Raw genomic sequence first — 17,725 nt, forward strand, 5'->3', positions numbered from 1 at the left:
CTTCAGCCGCCCGCGGCGTGGGCGGCCGGCAAGGCCGCGATCACTTCGGCCACGGCCGCGGTCAGCTTCTTTGCATAGGGCACGTGGAGGAACTCGTTGGGGCCGTGCGCATTGCTCTTGGGCCCAAGCACGCCGCAGACCATCATCTGCGCCTTCGGGAAACCCACGCTCAGCATGTTCATCAGCGGGATGGTGCCGCCCTGGCCGATGTAGCCGCAGCCTGCGCCGAAGTGGGCCTGCGAGGCCGCGTTGAGCGCGCGCTCGAACCACGGTGCGGTGGAGGGCGCGTTCCAGCCCGTGGCACCGCCGTTGCTGTCGAAGGTGACCTTGGCCTGGTAGGGCGCGTTGTCCTCGAGCAGCCTCTTGAGCCGCTGCACAGCCTGGTCGGCATCGACCAGCGGCGGCAGGCGCAGCGAGAGCTTGAAGGCGGTGTAGGGACGCAGCACGTTGCCGGCATCCTTCAGCGCGGGGAAGCCTTCGGCGCCGGTGACCGAGAGCGTGGGCCGCCAGGTGCGGTTGATCAGCGCCTCCACAGGGTCGCTGGTGGTCGGCAATGCGAAGGTGGTCGCGCCGCCGCAGTCATAGTGGGCCCAGGGGAAGCGCTTGTAGACCTCGTCGCCGAGGATCGCGGCGGTGGCCTGCGCCTGCACGAGCCGGTCGGCGGGCACCTCGCAGTGGAAGCTCTCGGGCAGCAGGCGCCCGGTCTTCGAGTCCTCGAGGCGGTCCAGCACCTGGCGCATGATGCGGAAGCTCGAAGGCACCAGGCCCGAGGCATCGCCGGAGTGCACGCCCTCGGTGAGGATCTCGACCCTCAGCGTCCCGCTCGCCATGCCGCGAAGCGAGGTGGTGAGCCACAGCTGGTCGTAGTTGCCGGCACCGGAATCGAGACAGATCACCAGCCCCACCTCGCCGAGCCGCGGACGCAATGCGTCGATGTAGGGCAGCAGGTCGTAGGAGCCGGACTCCTCGCAGGTCTCGATCAGCCCGACCACGCGCGGATGCGCCGCGCCCTGGGCCTTGAGCGCCTGCAGCGCGGCAACGCTCGCATACACGGCATAGCCGTCGTCGGCGCCGCCGCGGCCGTAGAGCAGACCGTCCTCGTACTTGGGCGACCAGGGGCCGAGGTCGCTGCGCCAGCCGGTGAACTCGGGCTGCTTGTCGAGGTGGCCGTACATCAGCACAGTCTCCTTCATGTCGGTGCCGGTGGCAGGCACTTCAAAGAAGAGCACCGGCGTGCGTCCCTCGAGCTGCACGATCTCGAGCTTCAGCCCCTCGACCTTCTGTGCCTCGACCCAGCTCGCGGCGTTGCGCAGCACGGTGTCAAGGTAGCCGTTCTTCACCCAGTCCTGGTCGAAGCCGGGCGACTTGGCGGGGATCGCGATGTAGTCGGTGAGCTGGCGGACGATGTCCTGGTCCCACTTCGCGGTGACGTCGGACAGGGCGCGCTGCGGGTCAAGCAGGCCGGCGGGCATTTCGCGGTGCAGTGGAGCGTTCATGGGGTTCTCCGCGTATTGGAACTGGCGAGGGATCCCGCGAATTATGGGCGCATGCCGCGCAGGCCGCAGCCCTTTGGGCTAATCTCTGCCGGCTTCGAAGTGGCAACCGGATCGGAGGCAGATCTTGAGCAGCAGCAATGGCAAGAAAAAGCGCGTGCGCGTCGGCATCGGCGGCTGGACCTACGAGCCCTGGCGCAACAACTTCTACCCTGCGGGGCTTCCCCACAGCCAGGAGTTGCACTACGCCAGCCGCCATACGACCGCCATCGAGGTCAACGGCACCTACTACAGCAGCTTCAAGCCGCCGACCTTCAAGAAGTGGCACGACGAGACACCAGAGGACTTCATGTTCTCGCTCAAGGCCTCTCGCTTCGCGACCAACCGCAAGCAGCTGTCGGCGGCGGGCGATTCCGTCAAGCGCTTCGTCGAGAGCGGCATCACCGAACTGGGCGACAAGCTGGGCCCGATCGTGTGGCAGTTCATGCCGACCAAGGCCTTCGATCCCGAGGACTTCGAGGCCTTCCTCGCGTTGTTGCCGAAGCAGGAAGGCAGCCGCGCGCTGCGGCACGTGATGGACGTGCGGCATCCGAGCTTCATGACGCCGGACTACCTGGCGCTGGCGCGCAAGTACAAGGCAGCGACCGTCTTCACCGACGCGGACAAGTTCCCTTCCTTCGCCGACCTGACGGCCGACTTCGTCTATGCGCGGCTGATGATGAGCGACGCGGCACAGGAGACCGGCTATGCGTCCCAGGCGCTGGACGCCTGGGCCGACGCGGGAAAGACCTGGGCCGCAGGCGGCCTGCCGGAAGCGCTGCCCTATGTCGAGAAGGGCAAGGCAACGAAGAGCGCGCGCGACGTCTTCATCTACTTCATCAACGGCGCAAAAGAAAAGGCACCGGCCGCGGCCGGTGCCCTGATCCAGCGGCTCGCCTGAGCGAGCCTGTGTGCGGCCTCAGGCCGCGGCTTGCAGCGCCGGCTTGCTCGCGCTGCTGCTGCCGGCGGAGGTGCCGAAGCTGATCTCGCCGGAAAGCTGACCGCCTTCCTCGATCACGATCTTGCCGTAGCGGATCTTGCCGGTGACCTTGCCGGTGGAATGGATGACGAGCTTCTCGCGCACCGTGAGGTTGCCGTCGAACAGGCCGCGGATCTCCGCGATGTCGATCTCGGCCGAGCCCTTGAACGCGCCCTGCTCGGCGATCTGCATCACGCGCGAGTCCATCGTCGCCTCGACCAGGCCTTCAACCACGAGGGTGTCGCAGTCCGTGATCTCGACGCCCTTGAGCTTGATGTTGGGGCCGACGGTGAGCTTGCTGCCACCTTCCTTGACTGCCGCCGCCGCGCTGGCCGACTGCGCCGACAGGCCCGACGGCGTCACCGGCGTGCCCGAGAGATTGGTGCCGGAGCCCACCAGCGGCGCGGGACGAGAGGTAAGGGAATCGGCGTCGCGATCACGCTTGCCGAAGAAGGGGGACTGTGTGGCCAATGGGAAGCTCCTCAAAAAGGTGGATCGTAAGAACGCCCTTCCGGCTCTCGGCACTTCATTGCGCAAGAAGCGTAACCAGTTACGTCTCCTCTGTGCATCCTTGGAACTTTCGTCTTGCTTATGCCGGACGCCAGACGGCGCGCCCTTGTGCAGCATCGTCGATCCGCGCGATGAAGTTCGCGGCCTCGGGCTCGGGCAGGCTCAGCGAGAACTGCACGAGACCGAGATGTTGCACCTGTTCCAGTGTAGCGCCCACTGCCGCGATCTCGCGACGAAACACACCTTCCAGCGCGTAAGGCACCGCGCAATGCAGCCGGCGCTGCGACACGAGCGGCACCAGCGTCGCGGCGCCGACTGCTTGGGCAATGCAGTCGGTGTAGGCGCGCACCAGCCCACCGGCGCCAAGCTTGACGCCGCCGAAATAGCGAACGACGGTGGCGAGCGCGCCCTGGAGATCGTGATGCCGCAGCACCTCCAGCATGGGCCGGCCGGCCGTGCCACCGGGCTCGCCGTCATCGTTGGCGGCCGATTGCCCGCCAGCCATCAACGCCCAGCAGACATGCGCCGCGCCCGGATGTGCCTGCCGCAACGCGTCGACCACCGCGTGCGCAGCGGCTCGATCGGCGACCGGCTGCACGCAGCCGATGAAGCGGCTCTTCTTGACCAGGAGCTCGCTGTGCTGCGGCGATGCAAGGGTGAAGGCCATCGCATGGCGGCGAATGCCGAAGCCTCGCTCAGCGCTCGCGCTCGAACTTGAACACCGCGGTGGCCGCACGCGCGTTCGGCAGCCATCGCACCTCGGCACCTTCCTGCAGGCCGAAGGCGTCCAGCACGCTCAGGCGGTTCTTGCGTGCGAGCACCTCGAAGTCCTTGAAGGTGCCCACGCGGATGTTGGGCGTGTCGTACCACTGGTAGGGCAGGCGCCGCGTCACGGGCATGCGGCCGCGCGCAATGCTGATGCGGTTGGGCCAGTGCGCGAAATTGGGAAAGGCGACGATGCCGATGCGGCCGACGCGCGCGGTCTCGCGCAGCATCACCTCGGCATTGCGCAGGTGCTGCAGCGTGTCGATCTGAAGCACGACGTCGAAGGAAGCGTCGTCGAACATCGCAAGGCCTTCGTCGAGGTTGAGCTGGATCACGTCCACGCCATGGCGGATGCATTGCAGCACGTTGCCGTCGGCGATCTCCACGCCATAGCCGCTGCAGCCGCGCTCGCGCTGCAGCAGGTCGAGCAGCGCGCCATCGCCGCAGCCGAGGTCGAGCACGCGTGAGCCTTCGGGTACGAGGCTGGCGATCAGGCGCTGGGTGTTGATGTCACTCATGCGGCCGCCTCCTCCTTCGCGATGCGCTCGAAGTAGGAGCGCACCAGGCTCATGTAGCGCACGTCGTCGAGCAGGAAGGCGTCGTGGCCGTGCGGGGCGTCGATCTCGGCGTAACTCACGCTGCGGCGGTTGTCGAGCAGCGCCTTCACGATCTCGCGGCTGCGCGCCGGCGCGAAGCGCCAGTCGGTGGTGAAGCTCACGAGCAGGAAGCGCGCGGTGGCCGGCGCCAGCGCGGCGCGCAGGTCGCCGCCGTGCGCGCGTGCCGGATCGAAGTAGTCGAGCGCGCGCGTGATCAGCAGGTAGGTGTTGGCGTCGAAGTACTCGCTGAACTTGTCGCCGTTGTAGCGCAGGTAGCTCTCGATCTGGAACTCGACCTCCTGCGTCGAATAGAGGAAGTCGGTGCCTGCCCGGTCGCCTTCGACGGCACTGCGCAGCGCGCGACCGAACTTCTCGTTCATCAGGTCGTCGCTCTGGTAGGTAATGTGGCCGATCATGCGGGCGATGCGCAGCCCGCGCTTGGGCACCACGCCGTGCTCGTAGAAATGGCCACCGTTGAAGTCCGGGTCGGTCACGATGGCGCGCCGCGCCACCTCGTTGAATGCAATGTTCTGCGCCGTCAGGCTGGGGGCGCTCGCGATCACGACCGCATGGCGCACACGCTCCGGATACTGCAGCGTCCACGACAGCGCCTGCATGCCGCCAAGACTGCCGCCCATGACGGCAGCCAGCGTCTCGATGCCGAGCGCGTCGAGCAGGGCTGCCTGGGCACGCACCCAATCCTCGACCGTCACGACGGGGAAATCAGCGCCGTAGATGCGCCCGGTCGCGGGGTTGACGTGCATCGGGCCGGTGGAGCCGAAGCAGGAGCCGAGGTTGTTGATGCCGATCACGAAGAAGCGGTCGGTGTCGACCGGCTTGCCCGGGCCGATCATGTTGTCCCACCAGCCTTCGGACTTGTCCTGGCCCGCATAGACGCCCGCCACGTGGTGCGAGGCGTTCAGCGCATGGCACACCAGCACTGCATTGCTGCGCTGCGCGTTGAGCGTGCCGTAGGTCTCGTAGGCCAGGCTGTAGTCGGAAATGGTCGCGCCGCTGCTCAGCGGCAACGGCCCGGCGAAGGACATGGACTGCGAAGAGACAACCAGAGACATGGAAAAGAAAAACCCGGCCTCGCCAAAAACGAGCCGGGTCGGGCATCCGTCTTTAGCAGCATTTGTTAAGCGCCCGCAAGCTGGAGCAAATCGGCGCGTGGGGTGAGTATATGCCCGTCAAGACCAGCCGATCAATGCGCCTACACCCAGCAGCAGGAACAGCGCGGCCGAGATGCCGTGCACCAGCTTGATGGGCACTCGCTTGACGATGCGCTCGCCCAACCACACCACCGGCGCGTTGGCCAGCATCATGCCCAACGTGGTGCCGAGCACAACCCAGACATAGGCATCGACATAGCGTGCTGCCAGCATGACGGTGGCAATCTGCGTCTTGTCGCCCATCTCGGCCAGGAAGAACGCGACGAGCGTGGTGCCGAACACGCCGAAGCGCGAGGCCTTGGGCAGTTCGTCTTCGTCGAGCTTGTCAGGGATCAGCATCCACAGCGCCATCGCGATGAAGGAGCCGCCCAGGATCCAGCGCAACACGTCGGGTCCCAGCGTGTGCGTGACCCAGTTGCCCACCGCACCGGCGAGCGCATGGTTGACGACGGTGGCGGCAAAGATGCCCAGCACGATCGGCCAGGGCCGACGAAAGCGCGCGGCGAGCACCAGGGAGAGCAACTGGGTCTTGTCGCCCATTTCGGCGAGAGCGACCACGCCGGTCGCAACGAGAAAAGCTTCCATGAGAAAGGGGATTCCTTGGGCCGAAGAGAACGCAATTGACCGTGCAACACCTTCGGCCACACCCGAAGTTGCACGGTCAAAGGTCTCGCCAGGTGGAACACTGTCTGCGCCATGTCCCGCACGAAGCCGGACAAGTCTGTTGACGCACACCCTTCTCGCAATGGAAGGCGGCTACTCCCCAATGACCGGTGGATTGTAGCCCGGCGGGGGCCCACATAGTGAGCGTGCGCAAACTTCCTATTTATTTGTGAGGCCCTGATCGTTCCGGGCAAATTCCTACTTGCGCTGGAAGCATTTCACCCATAATGCACGAGCCTCGCTTCAAATCTAGGGGGAGTGGCAATTCGGTGATCGGTCAGTTTCGCGCGGCCCAGCGAACTTTTCGCGGGTGGTGCTCTCGGGACTCCATCGCTTTTTCCATGTGTTTATAGGAGTCCCTTCATGGGCAACAAACTGTACGTCGGCAACCTGCCCTATTCGGCGCGCGACGGCGATCTTGAACATGCGTTCAGCCAATTCGGCACGGTGACCAGTGCCAAGGTCATGATGGAGCGCGACTCCAGCCCCCCGCGTTCCAAGGGCTTCGGCTTTGTCGAGATGGGCAGCGACGCGGAAGCGCAAGCCGCCATCAAGGGCATGAACGGCCAGGACATGGGCGGCCGCAGCGTCGTCGTGAACGAGGCGCGTCCGATGGAAGCACGCCCGCCGCGTAGCGGCGGCTACGGTGGCGGTGGTGGCTACGGCGGCGGTGGTGGCGGCGGCTACGGTGGTGGCGGCGGCGGTGGCCGCGGCGGCTACGGTGGTGGTGGTGGCGGTGGCCGCGGCGGTTACGGCGGCGGCGGTGGTGGCGGCGATGGTGGTTTCCGCAGCCCCTATGGCGCCGGCCCGCGTGGCGGCGGCGGTGGCCGCGGTGGCTATGGCGGCGGCGGTGGCGGCAACAACAGCGGCTACTGATCTCCGCATCCTTCGCTGATGCCATGAAAAAAGGCTCCTTCGGGAGCCTTTTTCGTGGGCGCTCGAGGCGTCTATTCGTGGCGCCGCTTCTTCCGGCCGCGTCCCTGGACGGCCCTGTCGTACAGCGCGTTGGGCAGCACGCGCATGAGCTTGGCCACCACGCCCATCTGCCAGGGGATCACGCGGTAGCTGGTCCCGGCCTCGATCGCGTGGAAGGCGCGATCGGCAAAATCCTCTGCGCGCATCAGGAAGGGCATGCCATAGCGATTGCCCTGGGTGAGCGGCGTGTCGATGTAGCCCGGGCACAGCGTGACCACCCTGACGCCACTGCCACGCAGCTCGCCGCGAAGGCTTTCGCAATAAGCCACCACGCCGGCTTTGCTGGCGCAGTAGGCGCCGTGGCCTGGCAGCCCCCGGATGGCCGCGACGCTGCCGATGCCGACCAGCCGCCCGCTGCCGCGTTTTCGCATCGCCGCGACGAAGGGATGGAAAGTGGCAGCCAGGCCGACGTTGTTGATAGCCAGCGTCTCGGCCAGCACGTCCAGGTCGCCGCGGTCCTCGGTGTCGATGCCGACACTGATGCCGGCATTGGCGATCACGACGTCCGGGACGCCCTGGCTTTCAGTGCAGGCCAGGCCTGCCACCACGATGCTGTCGACTTGCGCCACGTCGGCGCCATAGACCTGGACCTCCCCGGCGTCGATGCTGCGGGCGGCGGCCCAGGCCTCGATTTCAGCGGTGCGCCGCGCGGTCAGCGCTAGCCGGTAACCGCCTTCGTGGAAGCGCGCCGCCAGTGCCTGGCCGATGCCGCTGGACGCGCCGGTGATGAAGACCAGCGGCTTCAACGCTTCACCCCGGGCGTGGACGGCATCAGCAGGCCACGCACGCGGCCCTGCAGGTGGGCCACCCCCGTCAGGTTGTCGTAGTCCAGCGAATCGGCCGTGAACTGGTCCGATCCACGGATCAGCGTGACGGGCTTGTGCGACTTCACGCGCTCGGTATCGAGAAAGGCATGCAGGAACTCGCCGCGAAACTCCAGCCGCGGATTGGCTTTGCCATTGGCCGAAGTCGACGCCTCGCGCACCACGATCGCATTGCCGAAGAGCTGGATCTCGGTGCCGTCGGCATTCGACAGGCCACGGTTGGCGGTAGCGCGCGTGACCAGACCCTGGGGGGACACGGAGCGCACGCGCACTTGGTCAACCTCGATCGTGTCGGTGTCCGGGTAGTGCCGGCCCTCGTTGCCGAAGAGTTCGCTGCGCAGATCCCCGCTGGGCAGGAAGTTCTTGATCACGAAGCCGCGCATGAAGAAGTCAGGCTCGTGCTTGGGTGCCTCCTTGGGCGTGGGCTCGAGCAGCTTCGGCGCGTTGCGCACCAGCCAGTAGGTGCCCAGCGCGAGCACCAACGTAACGATGATCGGCAGGTAGATCGTCACCCGGTCGAAACCGTCGCGCAACAGGTTCCAGACCCGCTTGGCCTTCATGCCGAGGGGCCTCGCGCAATGTCCAGCAGCCGGCGGTAGTGGCCGCCGGCGGTGAGCAGCAGATCGCAGAACTCGCGCGCAGCCCCTTCGCCACCACGCGCCGCTGTCACGTGGTGCGCGATCGCCCGCACCTCGGCGTGCGCATTGGCCGGCGCAGCGGCAAAGCCGACACGGGTGAGCACGGGCAGGTCCGGCCAGTCGTCGCCGATCGCGGCTGCCTGCGTCCATGTCACGCCGAACTGCGCAAGCATGGCCTCGGCCGCCGGCAGCTTGTCCTCGGTGCCGTAGCGCACGTGCTCGATACCCAGCGCCTGCAGGCGCACACGCAGCGGCTTCGAATCCCGTCCGGTGATCACCGCAGGGGTGATGCCCGCCAAGCGCAGCAGCTTGAGGCCATAGCCGTCGAGGATGCTGAAGCGCTTGAGGGTTTCGCCGTGCTCGCTGAAATAGACACCGCCGTCGGTGAGCACGCCGTCCACGTCGAAAAAGGCGACGCGGATGTCCTGAGCGGCCAGCAGGGTTTCCGCCTCGAATGCGACGGCCATCAGATGACCTTCGCGCGCATCAGGTCGTTGATGCTGAGCGCGCCGATCAGCACGCCCGTCGCGTCGACCACCAGCACGCTGGTGATCCGGTATTGCTCCATCACTTCGGCCGCCTCGGCCGCCAACGCGTCGGCGCGCAGCGTGCGCGGGCCGGGATGCATCACGTCGGCCGCCGTGAGCGCCCGCAGGTCGGCGCCGGTCTCGATCTGGCGGCGCAGGTCGCCGTCGGTGAAGATACCGATCGCCCGACCTTCGCCGTCCACCACCGCCGCGGCACCCATGCCCTTTCCGCTCATCTCGCGCATCAGCGCGCTGAAACTGGCGTCCGGCCCAACGCTCGGCACCTCATCGCCCGAGCGCATCACGTCGCTGACATGGGTGAGCAGCTTGCGGCCCAGGGAGCCGCCCGGATGCGAGCGCGCGAAGTCCTCTGTGCCGAAGCCGCGCGCATCGAGCAGGGCGACCGCCAGCGCATCACCCATGGCCATCTGCGCGGTGGTGCTGGCGGTGGGGGCGAGGTTGAGCGGACAGGCCTCCTTCTCGACGCCGCTGTCGAGCACGACGTCGGCGTGGCGCGCCAGCGTGGAGTCGACGCCGCCGGTGATCGCGATCAGGGGCACGCCCAGCCGCTTGACGACCGGCAGGATCACGGTGAGCTCGTCGACCTCGCCGCTGTTGGAAATGGCCAGGACCAAGTCGACCGCCTTGATCATGCCGAGATCGCCGTGGCTGGCCTCGGCCGGGTGCACGAACATCGCCGGCGTACCGGTCGACGCCAGCGTGGCCGCGATCTTGCGTCCCACGTGTCCGCTCTTGCCCATGCCCATGACCACCACCCGGCCGCGCACGCCGAGAATCTTTCGCACGGCGTCCACGAAGCTGGCGCCAATGCGCAGCTTGAGGCCGAGAACGGCCGCTGCTTCGATGTCGAAGGTGGTGCGGGCCCGCGCGAGCATCGCGTCGGCGGAGGTCGCGAGGACCGGATCGGGGCTGGAGCTCATCGCGGAATTTTATCGGCGCGCATCGGGCAAGCCGGCGCCGGGGTCTACATTCAGTAGCATCGCCGCATGTCCTCCTTCGACCTCACGCTGATGTACCTGCTGGCTGCAGTGGTCGGCGTGGTCGCGTGCCGGTACCTGCGCCTGCCGCCGATGCTGGGCTACCTGGGGGCAGGCGTACTGATAGGCCCGCACGCTCTGGCCTTCGCCCAGAACGTCGAGGGCATCCGGCACCTGGGCGAATTCGGCGTGGTCTTCCTCATGTTCGTGATCGGGCTGGAGTTCAGTCTGCCCAAGCTGCGCGCGATGCGCAGACACGTGTTCGGCCTGGGGCTGCTGCAAGTGATGCTGACCATGGCCATCGCGACTGCCGGCAGCCTGCTGCTGGCCGCCTGGCTGCCGCCTGACTGGCGCCTGGGTTGGCAGACCGCGCTGACGCTGTCGGGTGCGCTCACCATGAGCAGCACCGCCATCGTGGTGAAGCTCATGGCCGAGCGGCTGGAGCTCGAGAGCGAGCACGGCAAGCGGGTGATAGGCGTGTTGCTCTTCCAGGATCTGGCCGTGGTGCCGCTGCTGGTGCTGATCCCGGCGCTGGGCGCTCCGCCGGAGACGATGCTGAAGGCGCTGGGCATCGCGTTGCTGAAAGCGAGCTTCCTGGTGGGCGTGCTGCTCTACGGCGGCCCGCGCGTCATGCGCTGGTGGCTCACCCTGGTCGCACGCCGGCGCAGCGAGGAGCTCTTCATGCTCAACCTGCTGCTGGTCACGCTGGGCCTGGCCTGGCTGACGGAGCTGGCGGGGCTGAGCCTGGCGCTAGGGGCCTTCGTAGCCGGGATGCTGGTGTCGGAGACCGAATTCAAGCACCAGGTCGAAACCGACATCCGGCCTTTCCACGATGTGCTGCTGGGGCTGTTTTTCATCACCATCGGCATGTCGCTGGACTGGCACATCGTGGTCGAGCGCTGGGCGCTCGTGGGGGTGCTACTGCTGCTGCCGCTGGCCTTCAAGCTGCTGCTGGTCACGCTGCTGGCGCGCTTGCTGGGCGCGACGGCAGGCGTGTCGCTGCGCACCGGGCTGTACCTGGCGCAGGCCGGCGAATTCGGCTTCGTGCTGCTGAGCCTCGCCCAGGGGCGGGAACTGCTGCCGGAATGGCTCGCGAACCCGGTGCTCGCCTCGATGGTGCTGTCGATGATGGCAACGCCCTTCATCGTGATGTACAGCAACCGCATCGTGCGCCGGCTGGTGGCGAGCGACTGGCTGCAGCAGTCGCTGCAGATGACCTCGATCGCGCGCAAGACCATCAACACCGCTCAGCACGTGATCATCTGCGGTTACGGTCGCTGCGGCCAGAACCTGGCACGGATGCTGGAACGCGAAGGCATTCCCTACCTCGCGCTGGACCTGGACCCGGACCGCGTGCACCAGGCGGCCGCGGCCGGTGACTCGGTGGTCTTCGGCGACGCGGCACGCCTGCAGGCCTTGATGGCAGCGGGCCTCGCGCGCGCGAGCGCAGTGGTCGTGACCTACCTGGACATCCCGGGCGCGCTCAAGGTGCTGGCCAACACGCGCGCGCACGCGCCACAGGTGCCGGTAATCGTGCGCACCAAGGACGATCGCGAGTTGGAGAAGCTGCAGGCCGCCGGCGCGACCGAGGTGGTGCCCGAGGCGATCGAGGGCTCGCTGATGCTCGCCAGCCACGCGCTGGCGCTGGTGGGCGTGCCGATGCGGCGGGTGATCCGGGTGGTGCAGGACCAGCGCGATGCGCGCTACAACCTGCTGCGCGGCTACTTTCACGGCGCCGACGACGACAACGTCGACGAGCTGGACCACGAGCGGCTCAACAGCTTCACGCTCACAGCTGATGCGCGCGCAGTGGGCCTGCCGCTCGATAGGCACGCGCTGGAGGCCGTGGGGGTGCGGGTGGCCAGCCTGCGGCGGCGCGACGGCAAGGCAGAAGAGGCGAGCGAGGGCATCGTGCTGGCCGACGGCGACACGCTGGTGCTGTCGGGCAAGCCCGCCGCGCTGGCGATAGCGGTCGAGCTGCTGCAGAAGGGTTGAGCGCCTCGGCGGTCCGCTCAGTTGAGCTGGCTCGGATTGCGCTTTTCTTCGTCGATCTGCTGCTGGCGCCGCACGGCCTCGCATTGGGCAAGCGCTCGGTTCTCGGCCTTGGCGCACTGCGCGACCATGCAGCGTGCGCGGCCGAAGAAGCCCTGGTTGGCACAGGCCGCTTCCGGACTGGGCGGGGCGACCGGCTCCGGCGTCGCCGCTGCCGCGACGACCGCTGCCGGCGCTGGCATAGGCGCAGACGGAGGTGCCGCGGACGGCGCAGGAGGTGACGTCTTGCGCGGTTTGGGCGCTGCAGCGGCCACCGCCTTGGGAGGAGCTTCTGCCCGGACCGGCGGCACGGCCGCCGGTGGCTGTGGTGTCACCTTGATCGGTGGCGGCGGCTCGGCCGTCACGGCGGGCGCGGGTTGCGCGGGAGGGAGCGCCGGCGATGCAGATACAGGCGTGGGCTCAGGTGCGGCGGGTGCGGGTGCGGGCGCAAGTGCGACAGCAGGCGCTGCAGGCGGTGGCGCAACGGCAACCGGGCCCCCCACCGCGGCCGTCTGCGCCGGCACCGGCGCGGCGGCGTCACGCCGGCTGGTGGCATACCAGGCACCGGCAGCGAGCAGGACGGCAAGCAGTCCCAGGACGCCCCATGCGGTGCCGGTTCGACGCGGTGCCGCCGAGGGCAGGGTGGAAAGCGTCGCCGGCCTCGTGGTCGCCTTGGGCTTCGGCATCGACGGTGGCGGCGACAGCGGCACAGGTCGAGACGGCCTTGGGGGCACGGCGGGCGAAGAGGGTTCCGCGATCGCCGGGCGCGCCACCGGGACCGTCGCTTCATCGCCCGCCAGGGTAGGTGCTGGTGGCGGCGACGCTTCGGGCAAGGGCAGACGCTCAGTGATCGGCCAGCCGTCGTTGGCCGGCTGGCGATCGGCCGACGCTACTGCCGCAGGCACCAGCCGATGGCCACAACCTCTGCAGAACTTGGCGCCATCACGGTTTTCCGCTTGGCAGGACGCACACAGCACAGCCATCTCCAGAGTCCCTCCGACTCGACGCTTGTCATGATCAGCGGCGCGGCAAGAGGACCCGCCGCACCCGGCGTCATGCCGAAGGCCTCAGGTCACCGCCACGCGTTTGGGCTTGTTGACCATTCTCTTCGCAATGACCGCGCCCAGCGCCATCGAGAGTTCCAGCGCGAGAACAGGCTGGCGGTTGGACATCTCGGCGAAGCGGATGGCCGTCAGTCGCCAGACCCGGGCCGCCCCGGTGGCCACCACATTGGCGGAGCGTGGCAAGCGGGAGAAGAAGGCGCCTTCACCGACCACGGAACCAGGATTGAGGATGGCGAGCCGCATCTGGCCCTGGCTACCCATCAGGTGAACGCTGAGCGCGCCGCGCTCGATGAAGAAGATCGTCCGGTCGTGGGCACCCTGGTCGATCAGCACCTGGCCGGCGGCCAGGTCGAAGGGCTGCAGATAGCTCGCGAGTGTTTCCCATTGCTGGGCGTTGAAGGCCGGCGCGAAGGCGTCGTAGCTCGTGTTCTGTGCGACGGCGCGGCAAAGATCCTGGATGCTCATGGACATGGTGACTCACCTGCTGCTGTGCGTGCCGAGGCCAAGTATGGGCCATTGCGCCAATTTGCAGTGACAGAAGTCACGATATTTAACGCTTAATGTCTACTTTCCGATACAAAATCGCGAAAATATCACACCGAGTAAGTCGTCCGCACCGAACTCTCCGGTGATTTCGTTGAGTGCGTTCTGGGCCAGACGCAGCTCCTCGGCCAGCAGATCGAGGGACTGAGCCCGGGCCGCCAAGTGTTCGCCAGCCAGCGACAGATGTTCCGCGGCGCGCGACAACGCCTCGACATGGCGCGCACGCGCCAGATAGACGCCATCCGGGACTGCTTGCCAACCGGCGATCTCGAGCAGGCGGAGCCTGAGCGCCTCGATCCCGAATCCCGTCCGCGCGGAGAGCGTGACCCCGGTGTCCGACGCCGCCGCGGCCGCGGCCGCATCCTGCTTGCTCCAGATGTCCAGTACCGGCACGCCAACGGGCAGCTTCTCGCTGAGCAGGCGCAGAATCTCGGCATCCGCCTGCGCGTAGTCGGTCCGGTCCACCCGCGTCAGATCGTGCAGGAACAGCACGGCATCGGCGCCTTCGATCTGGCTCCAGGCGCGCGCCACGCCGATCTGCTCGACCAGGTCGGCGCTCTCGCGCAGGCCCGCCGTGTCGACCACGTGCAAGGGAACGCCATGGATCTGGATCGTCTGCGACACCACGTCGCGCGTGGTGCCCGGAATCGGGCTGACGATGGCGAGCTCGGCACCGGCCAGGGCATTGAGCAGGGAGCTCTTGCCCGCGTTGGGCTGGCCGGCGATCACGACCTTGATCCCTTCGCGCAGCAGGGCGCCCTGCCTCGCACGCTGCTGGACCGCATCCAACTGCGCCTGCAGGGAAACGAGCTGCCCCTGAGCATCGGCTTTCTGCAGGAAGTCGATCTCCTCTTCCGGGAAATCGAGCGTCGCCTCGACCAGCATGCGCAGATGGATCAAGGCATCGCGCAGCGTGTGGATCTCCTGCGAGAACGCACCCGAGAGCGAGCGGCCGGCGCTACGCGCTGCCGCCTCGGTACTCGCATCGATCAAGTCGGCGATCGCCTCGGCCTGTGCCAGGTCAATCTTGCCGTTGAGGAAGGCACGCTGGCTGAATTCGCCTGGCTCGGCCACGCGCAGGCCTGGCAGCCGCGGACGGCCGGAAATCGCGTCCTTCTCCGCCGCAGCCTCCAGACAGCGCGCCAGCAGCAGCTGGAGCACGACCGAGCCGCCGTGTGCCTGCAGTTCCAGCACGTCTTCGCCCGTGTAGGAATGGGGCGCCGGAAAGTGGATGGCCAGGCCCTGGTCGATGGCGCCGCCGGCCGCATCGCGAAAGGGCAGATACGTGGCCTCGCGCGGGCGCAGGCTGCGGCCGCAGATCGCATCAATCAGGGGCACCAGCCGTGCGCCGGACACCCGCACGATACCCACCGCGCCACGGCCGGCAGCAGTGGCGATGGCAACGATGGGATCGGTGGTGCGGGCCAGCATGGCGTCGATGATGCTTCAACAAAGAGAAGGGCCGCATTCTGCGGCCCTTGCTCGGGAAGGCGTGCGCTCGCGCGCTATTTGCCGATCACGCCCAGCCGTTTGTTGATGAACCACTGCTGCGCGATCGACAGCACGTTGTTGGTGATCCAGTACAGCACCAGGCCGGCCGGGAAGAAGATGAACATCACGCTGAAGGCCAGCGGCATGATCCACATGAGCTTGGCCTGCATCGGATCGGGCGGCGTCGGGTTGAGCCAGGTCTGGAACAGCGAGGTCGCAGTCATCACGATCGGCAGGATGAACCAGGGGTCCGGCGCCGAGAGGTCCTTGATCCAGCCGATCCACGGCGCATGGCGCATCTCGACCGAGGACAGCAGCACCCAGTAGAGCGCAATGAACACCGGGATCTGGATCAGGATCGGGAAGCAGCCGCCCATCGGGTTGACCTTTTCCTCGCGGTAGATGCGCATCATCTCCTGCTGCATCTCCTGCGGCTTGTCCTTGAGCCGCTCGCGCATTTCCATGATCTTCGGGTTGATGGCCTTCATCTTGGCCATGCTGCCGTAGGCCTTGGCGTTGAGCCAATAGAAGGCGGCCTTCAGCAACACCACCAGCGCGACGATGGCCCAGCCCCAGTTGCCCAGCATGCCGTGCAGCTTGTCGAGCAGCCAGTACAGCGGCTTGGAGATGATGGTGAAGATGCCGTAGTCCTTGACCAGCTCGAGGCCGGGCGCGACCGCCTCCAGCGTCTTCTCGGCCTGCGGGCCCACGAAGAACTCGGCGTCGATGGACTTGGTGGTGCCCGGCTCGACCGCGCCGGCCGAGGTGATCATGCCGACCGCGTAGAGGTTGTTGTCGACCTTGCGGGCGAACAGGTCGCGCTGGATGCCATCCTTCAGCAGCCAAGCGCTGGCAAAGTAGTGCTGCACCATCGCGACATAGCCGTTGGGCGATTCCTTGACGAACTCGGCCTTGTTGTTTTCGATGTCCTTGAACTCGATCTTCTGGTACTTCTTGGCTTCGGTGTAGACCGCCGGGCCGGTGAAGGTGGAATAGAAGGAGGACTCGCCCGGCGGCTTGTTGCCGTCGCGCACGATCTGCAGATAGAGCTGGGGCGAGACCGGCGCCGTGCCGGTGTTGACGATCTCGTGGCGCACGGCCATGTCATAGGCGCCGCGCTTGAGCGTCCAGGTCTTGACCAACTTGACGCCGCCCAGGTCGGCCGACTCGAAGCGCAGCAACAATTCGTTGGCACCGTCTTTCAGCGCGCGCTCGCCGCTGAAGCTCATCGGCGTCTTGTGCGTGGGGAAGGCGCCGCCGATGAGGCCCGTCTGGGCCACGTAGTACCGGTTCGGGCTCTGGTCGAGCAGGATGAAGGGCTTGTCCTTCTCCGCCAGGTCGTCGTGCTGGATGAACTCGCTCTGGACCAGCGAGCCGCCTTCGGTGTCGAAGGTCAGCTTGAGTACGTCGGTCGTGACGACCACGCGCTCGCCCGCCGTCGGCGCCGCGGTCTTGCCATCCGGCACGGCGCTTGCGCCGCTGGTCCCGGCCTGCGTGGTGCTGGCCTGCGGCACCGCGCTCGATGCCGCACCGGCAGGCGTGGGTGCCGGTGCCGTCGCTGTCGCATGCGGCTTGGTCGACGGCAGGAAGGTGGGACTGCGACCGTTGTAGACCTGCCATTGGTCCCACAGCAGCACCAGCGAGAAACCAAAAATCACCCACAGGATGGTGCGGCGAATATCGTTCATGAAGAAGACTTCTTGTCGTCGGGGAAGAGGGAAGAGAACAGCCCACCCGCGCGGCCGGCCTGGTGCTCTTCCTTCGGGGGAACGGGATCGTGGCCGCCCTGGCACCAGGGCTGGCAGCGCACGAGACGGCGCAGGGTGAGATAGCTGCCGCCCGCGGCGCCATGGCGCTGCAGCGCCTCGATGGCGTAGACGGAGCAGGTGGGCTCGAAGCGGCAGGCCTGTCCGAGCCAGGGACTCAGCAGCAGACGATAAGCCTTCACCAGGCCGATCAGCAACGCCTTCATGATGCCCGCGCGGCCGCCGCCCGCTCCAGAAGCAGCTGGAGCTCGGCGCGAACAGCGGCCTTGAGCCTGTCGGAAGTCGCGCTCTGGAATTCCTTGCGATCGAAAGCCGCGCGCAGCCGCACCACGTGCGCCGCCTGCGGCAGCGAGGCCGCGGCGTCGGCGCTCATGCGGTAGATCTGGCGCTTGATGGCATTGCGGGTGACCGCGCGGCGCGCCCAGCGCTTCGGCACCATGGCACCGACCCACAGGCCCTGCGTGGCGAACAGCAACACCTCACCGGACTGCGCGTCCAGCGCGCAGCGATGCAAGGCGAAGTGGGTGGTGCGCGCCACGGTGGCACCTGCGAGAACAGCCTGGAACTGCGCGCGGGTCTGTAGCCGCTGCATGGAAGCCAACCGCGAAGCGCCGGCGAACGAGGACGGCAGCAGCGGTAGCGGTAGGGCTG

General features: G+C 67.2%; 19 protein-coding genes, 1 pseudogene and 1 riboswitch. Of the genes and pseudogenes, 3 read left to right on the forward strand and 17 right to left on the reverse strand.

What is annotated here, in order from left to right; all coding sequences use genetic code 11:
• Positions 1–2: 2 nt before the first annotated feature.
• Complete coding sequence (locus A8M77_RS15860) at positions 3–1,496, reverse strand: M20 family metallopeptidase (protein WP_086922476.1); 1,494 nt, start codon at positions 1,494–1,496, stop codon at positions 3–5.
• A gap of 124 nt (positions 1,497–1,620) precedes the next feature.
• Between A8M77_RS15860 and A8M77_RS15865 the strand changes: the two genes are divergently transcribed.
• Complete coding sequence (locus A8M77_RS15865; RefSeq protein WP_086922477.1) at positions 1,621–2,433, forward strand: DUF72 domain-containing protein; 813 nt, start codon at positions 1,621–1,623, stop codon at positions 2,431–2,433.
• Between the two features lie 18 nt (positions 2,434–2,451).
• Here the strand turns inward: A8M77_RS15865 and A8M77_RS15870 are convergent, their stop codons facing one another.
• The 5 genes from A8M77_RS15870 to A8M77_RS15890 all read right to left on the reverse strand — a co-directional run bounded on the left by A8M77_RS15870 (position 2,452) and on the right by A8M77_RS15890 (position 6,139).
• A complete protein-coding gene (locus tag A8M77_RS15870) occupies positions 2,452–2,982 on the reverse strand; it encodes a bactofilin family protein (protein ID WP_086922478.1) in 531 nt (176 codons plus the stop codon).
• 118 nt (positions 2,983–3,100) lie between these two features.
• Entirely contained in the window at positions 3,101–3,688 is a 588-nt protein-coding gene (locus A8M77_RS15875; RefSeq protein ID WP_086922479.1) for an IMPACT family protein, read from the reverse strand.
• A 28-nt stretch (positions 3,689–3,716) separates the two neighbouring features.
• Positions 3,717–4,304 carry a methionine biosynthesis protein MetW gene (gene metW / locus A8M77_RS15880; RefSeq protein ID WP_086922480.1) on the reverse strand — a complete coding sequence of 196 codons (588 nt, stop codon included), beginning with the start codon at positions 4,302–4,304 and terminating at the stop codon, positions 3,717–3,719.
• Positions 4,301–5,455 carry a homoserine O-succinyltransferase MetX gene (metX, locus tag A8M77_RS15885; RefSeq protein ID WP_086922481.1) on the reverse strand — a complete coding sequence of 385 codons (1,155 nt, stop codon included), beginning with the start codon at positions 5,453–5,455 and terminating at the stop codon, positions 4,301–4,303. The genes metW and metX overlap by 4 nt, the downstream gene beginning before the upstream one ends.
• A gap of 117 nt (positions 5,456–5,572) precedes the next feature.
• Positions 5,573–6,139: a TMEM165/GDT1 family protein gene (locus A8M77_RS15890; protein ID WP_086922482.1), complete on the reverse strand. Its 567-nt coding sequence runs from the start codon at positions 6,137–6,139 to the stop codon at positions 5,573–5,575.
• A 9-nt stretch (positions 6,140–6,148) separates the two neighbouring features.
• A riboswitch (yybP-ykoY riboswitch) is annotated at positions 6,149–6,331 on the reverse strand.
• Positions 6,332–6,580: 249 nt separating this feature from the next.
• Between A8M77_RS15890 and A8M77_RS15895 the strand changes: the two genes are divergently transcribed.
• The gene (locus tag A8M77_RS15895) at positions 6,581–7,093 is read left to right on the forward strand and encodes an RNA recognition motif domain-containing protein (protein ID WP_086922483.1); all 513 of its coding nucleotides are present in this window, start codon (positions 6,581–6,583) and stop codon (positions 7,091–7,093) included.
• A 71-nt stretch (positions 7,094–7,164) separates the two neighbouring features.
• Here A8M77_RS15895 and A8M77_RS15900 read toward each other — a convergent pair whose 3' ends face one another.
• Genes A8M77_RS15900 through A8M77_RS15915 form a run of 4 tightly spaced genes read right to left on the reverse strand, consistent with a single transcriptional unit; the run spans position 7,165 to position 10,122 of the window.
• On the reverse strand, positions 7,165–7,938 hold the full coding sequence (locus tag A8M77_RS15900) for an SDR family oxidoreductase (RefSeq protein WP_086922484.1): 774 nt from the start codon (positions 7,936–7,938) through the stop codon (positions 7,165–7,167).
• Positions 7,935–8,576 (reverse strand): LPS export ABC transporter periplasmic protein LptC, encoded by a 642-nt coding sequence (gene lptC / locus A8M77_RS15905; RefSeq protein WP_086922485.1) that lies wholly within the window; start codon positions 8,574–8,576, stop codon positions 7,935–7,937. Before lptC ends, A8M77_RS15900 begins: the two co-directional genes overlap by 4 nt.
• Positions 8,573–9,121: a KdsC family phosphatase gene (locus A8M77_RS15910; protein WP_086922486.1), complete on the reverse strand. Its 549-nt coding sequence runs from the start codon at positions 9,119–9,121 to the stop codon at positions 8,573–8,575. The genes lptC and A8M77_RS15910 overlap by 4 nt, the downstream gene beginning before the upstream one ends.
• A complete protein-coding gene (locus A8M77_RS15915; protein WP_086922487.1) occupies positions 9,121–10,122 on the reverse strand; it encodes a KpsF/GutQ family sugar-phosphate isomerase in 1,002 nt (333 codons plus the stop codon). Before A8M77_RS15915 ends, A8M77_RS15910 begins: the two co-directional genes overlap by 1 nt.
• A 66-nt stretch (positions 10,123–10,188) precedes the next feature.
• Between A8M77_RS15915 and A8M77_RS15920 the strand changes: the two genes are divergently transcribed.
• A complete protein-coding gene (locus tag A8M77_RS15920; RefSeq protein WP_086922488.1) occupies positions 10,189–12,174 on the forward strand; it encodes a monovalent cation:proton antiporter family protein in 1,986 nt (661 codons plus the stop codon).
• 17 nt (positions 12,175–12,191) lie between these two features.
• On the opposite strand, the gene A8M77_RS35265 is transcribed toward A8M77_RS15920, so the two are convergent.
• The 7 genes and pseudogenes from A8M77_RS35265 to A8M77_RS15950 form a co-directional block, all read right to left on the reverse strand.
• On the reverse strand, positions 12,192–12,896 hold the full coding sequence (locus A8M77_RS35265) for a hypothetical protein (protein WP_238136839.1): 705 nt from the start codon (positions 12,894–12,896) through the stop codon (positions 12,192–12,194).
• Between the two features lie 225 nt (positions 12,897–13,121).
• Positions 13,122–13,193, reverse strand: a pseudogene (locus A8M77_RS37435) (zinc-ribbon domain-containing protein); the annotation flags it as partial.
• A gap of 84 nt (positions 13,194–13,277) precedes the next feature.
• Entirely contained in the window at positions 13,278–13,739 is a 462-nt protein-coding gene (locus tag A8M77_RS15930) for a Crp/Fnr family transcriptional regulator (RefSeq protein WP_086922573.1), read from the reverse strand.
• 99 nt (positions 13,740–13,838) lie between these two features.
• Complete coding sequence (gene mnmE, locus A8M77_RS15935) at positions 13,839–15,248, reverse strand: tRNA uridine-5-carboxymethylaminomethyl(34) synthesis GTPase MnmE (protein WP_086922490.1); 1,410 nt, start codon at positions 15,246–15,248, stop codon at positions 13,839–13,841.
• A 74-nt stretch (positions 15,249–15,322) separates the two neighbouring features.
• Positions 15,323–16,996, reverse strand: a complete 1,674-nt coding sequence (yidC, locus tag A8M77_RS15940; protein WP_086922491.1) for a membrane protein insertase YidC — start codon at positions 16,994–16,996, stop codon at positions 15,323–15,325.
• Positions 16,993–17,280 (reverse strand): membrane protein insertion efficiency factor YidD, encoded by a 288-nt coding sequence (gene yidD, locus A8M77_RS15945; protein ID WP_086922492.1) that lies wholly within the window; start codon positions 17,278–17,280, stop codon positions 16,993–16,995. The genes yidC and yidD overlap by 4 nt, the downstream gene beginning before the upstream one ends.
• Positions 17,277–17,666, reverse strand: a complete 390-nt coding sequence (locus A8M77_RS15950; RefSeq protein ID WP_086922493.1) for a ribonuclease P protein component — start codon at positions 17,664–17,666, stop codon at positions 17,277–17,279. Before A8M77_RS15950 ends, yidD begins: the two co-directional genes overlap by 4 nt.
• Between the last annotated feature and the right edge of the window lie 59 nt (positions 17,667–17,725).

It is taken from the genome of Variovorax sp. JS1663 (genome assembly GCF_002157355.1).
In the GTDB taxonomy this organism is placed as follows: Bacteria; Pseudomonadota; Gammaproteobacteria; order Burkholderiales; family Burkholderiaceae_C; genus Variovorax.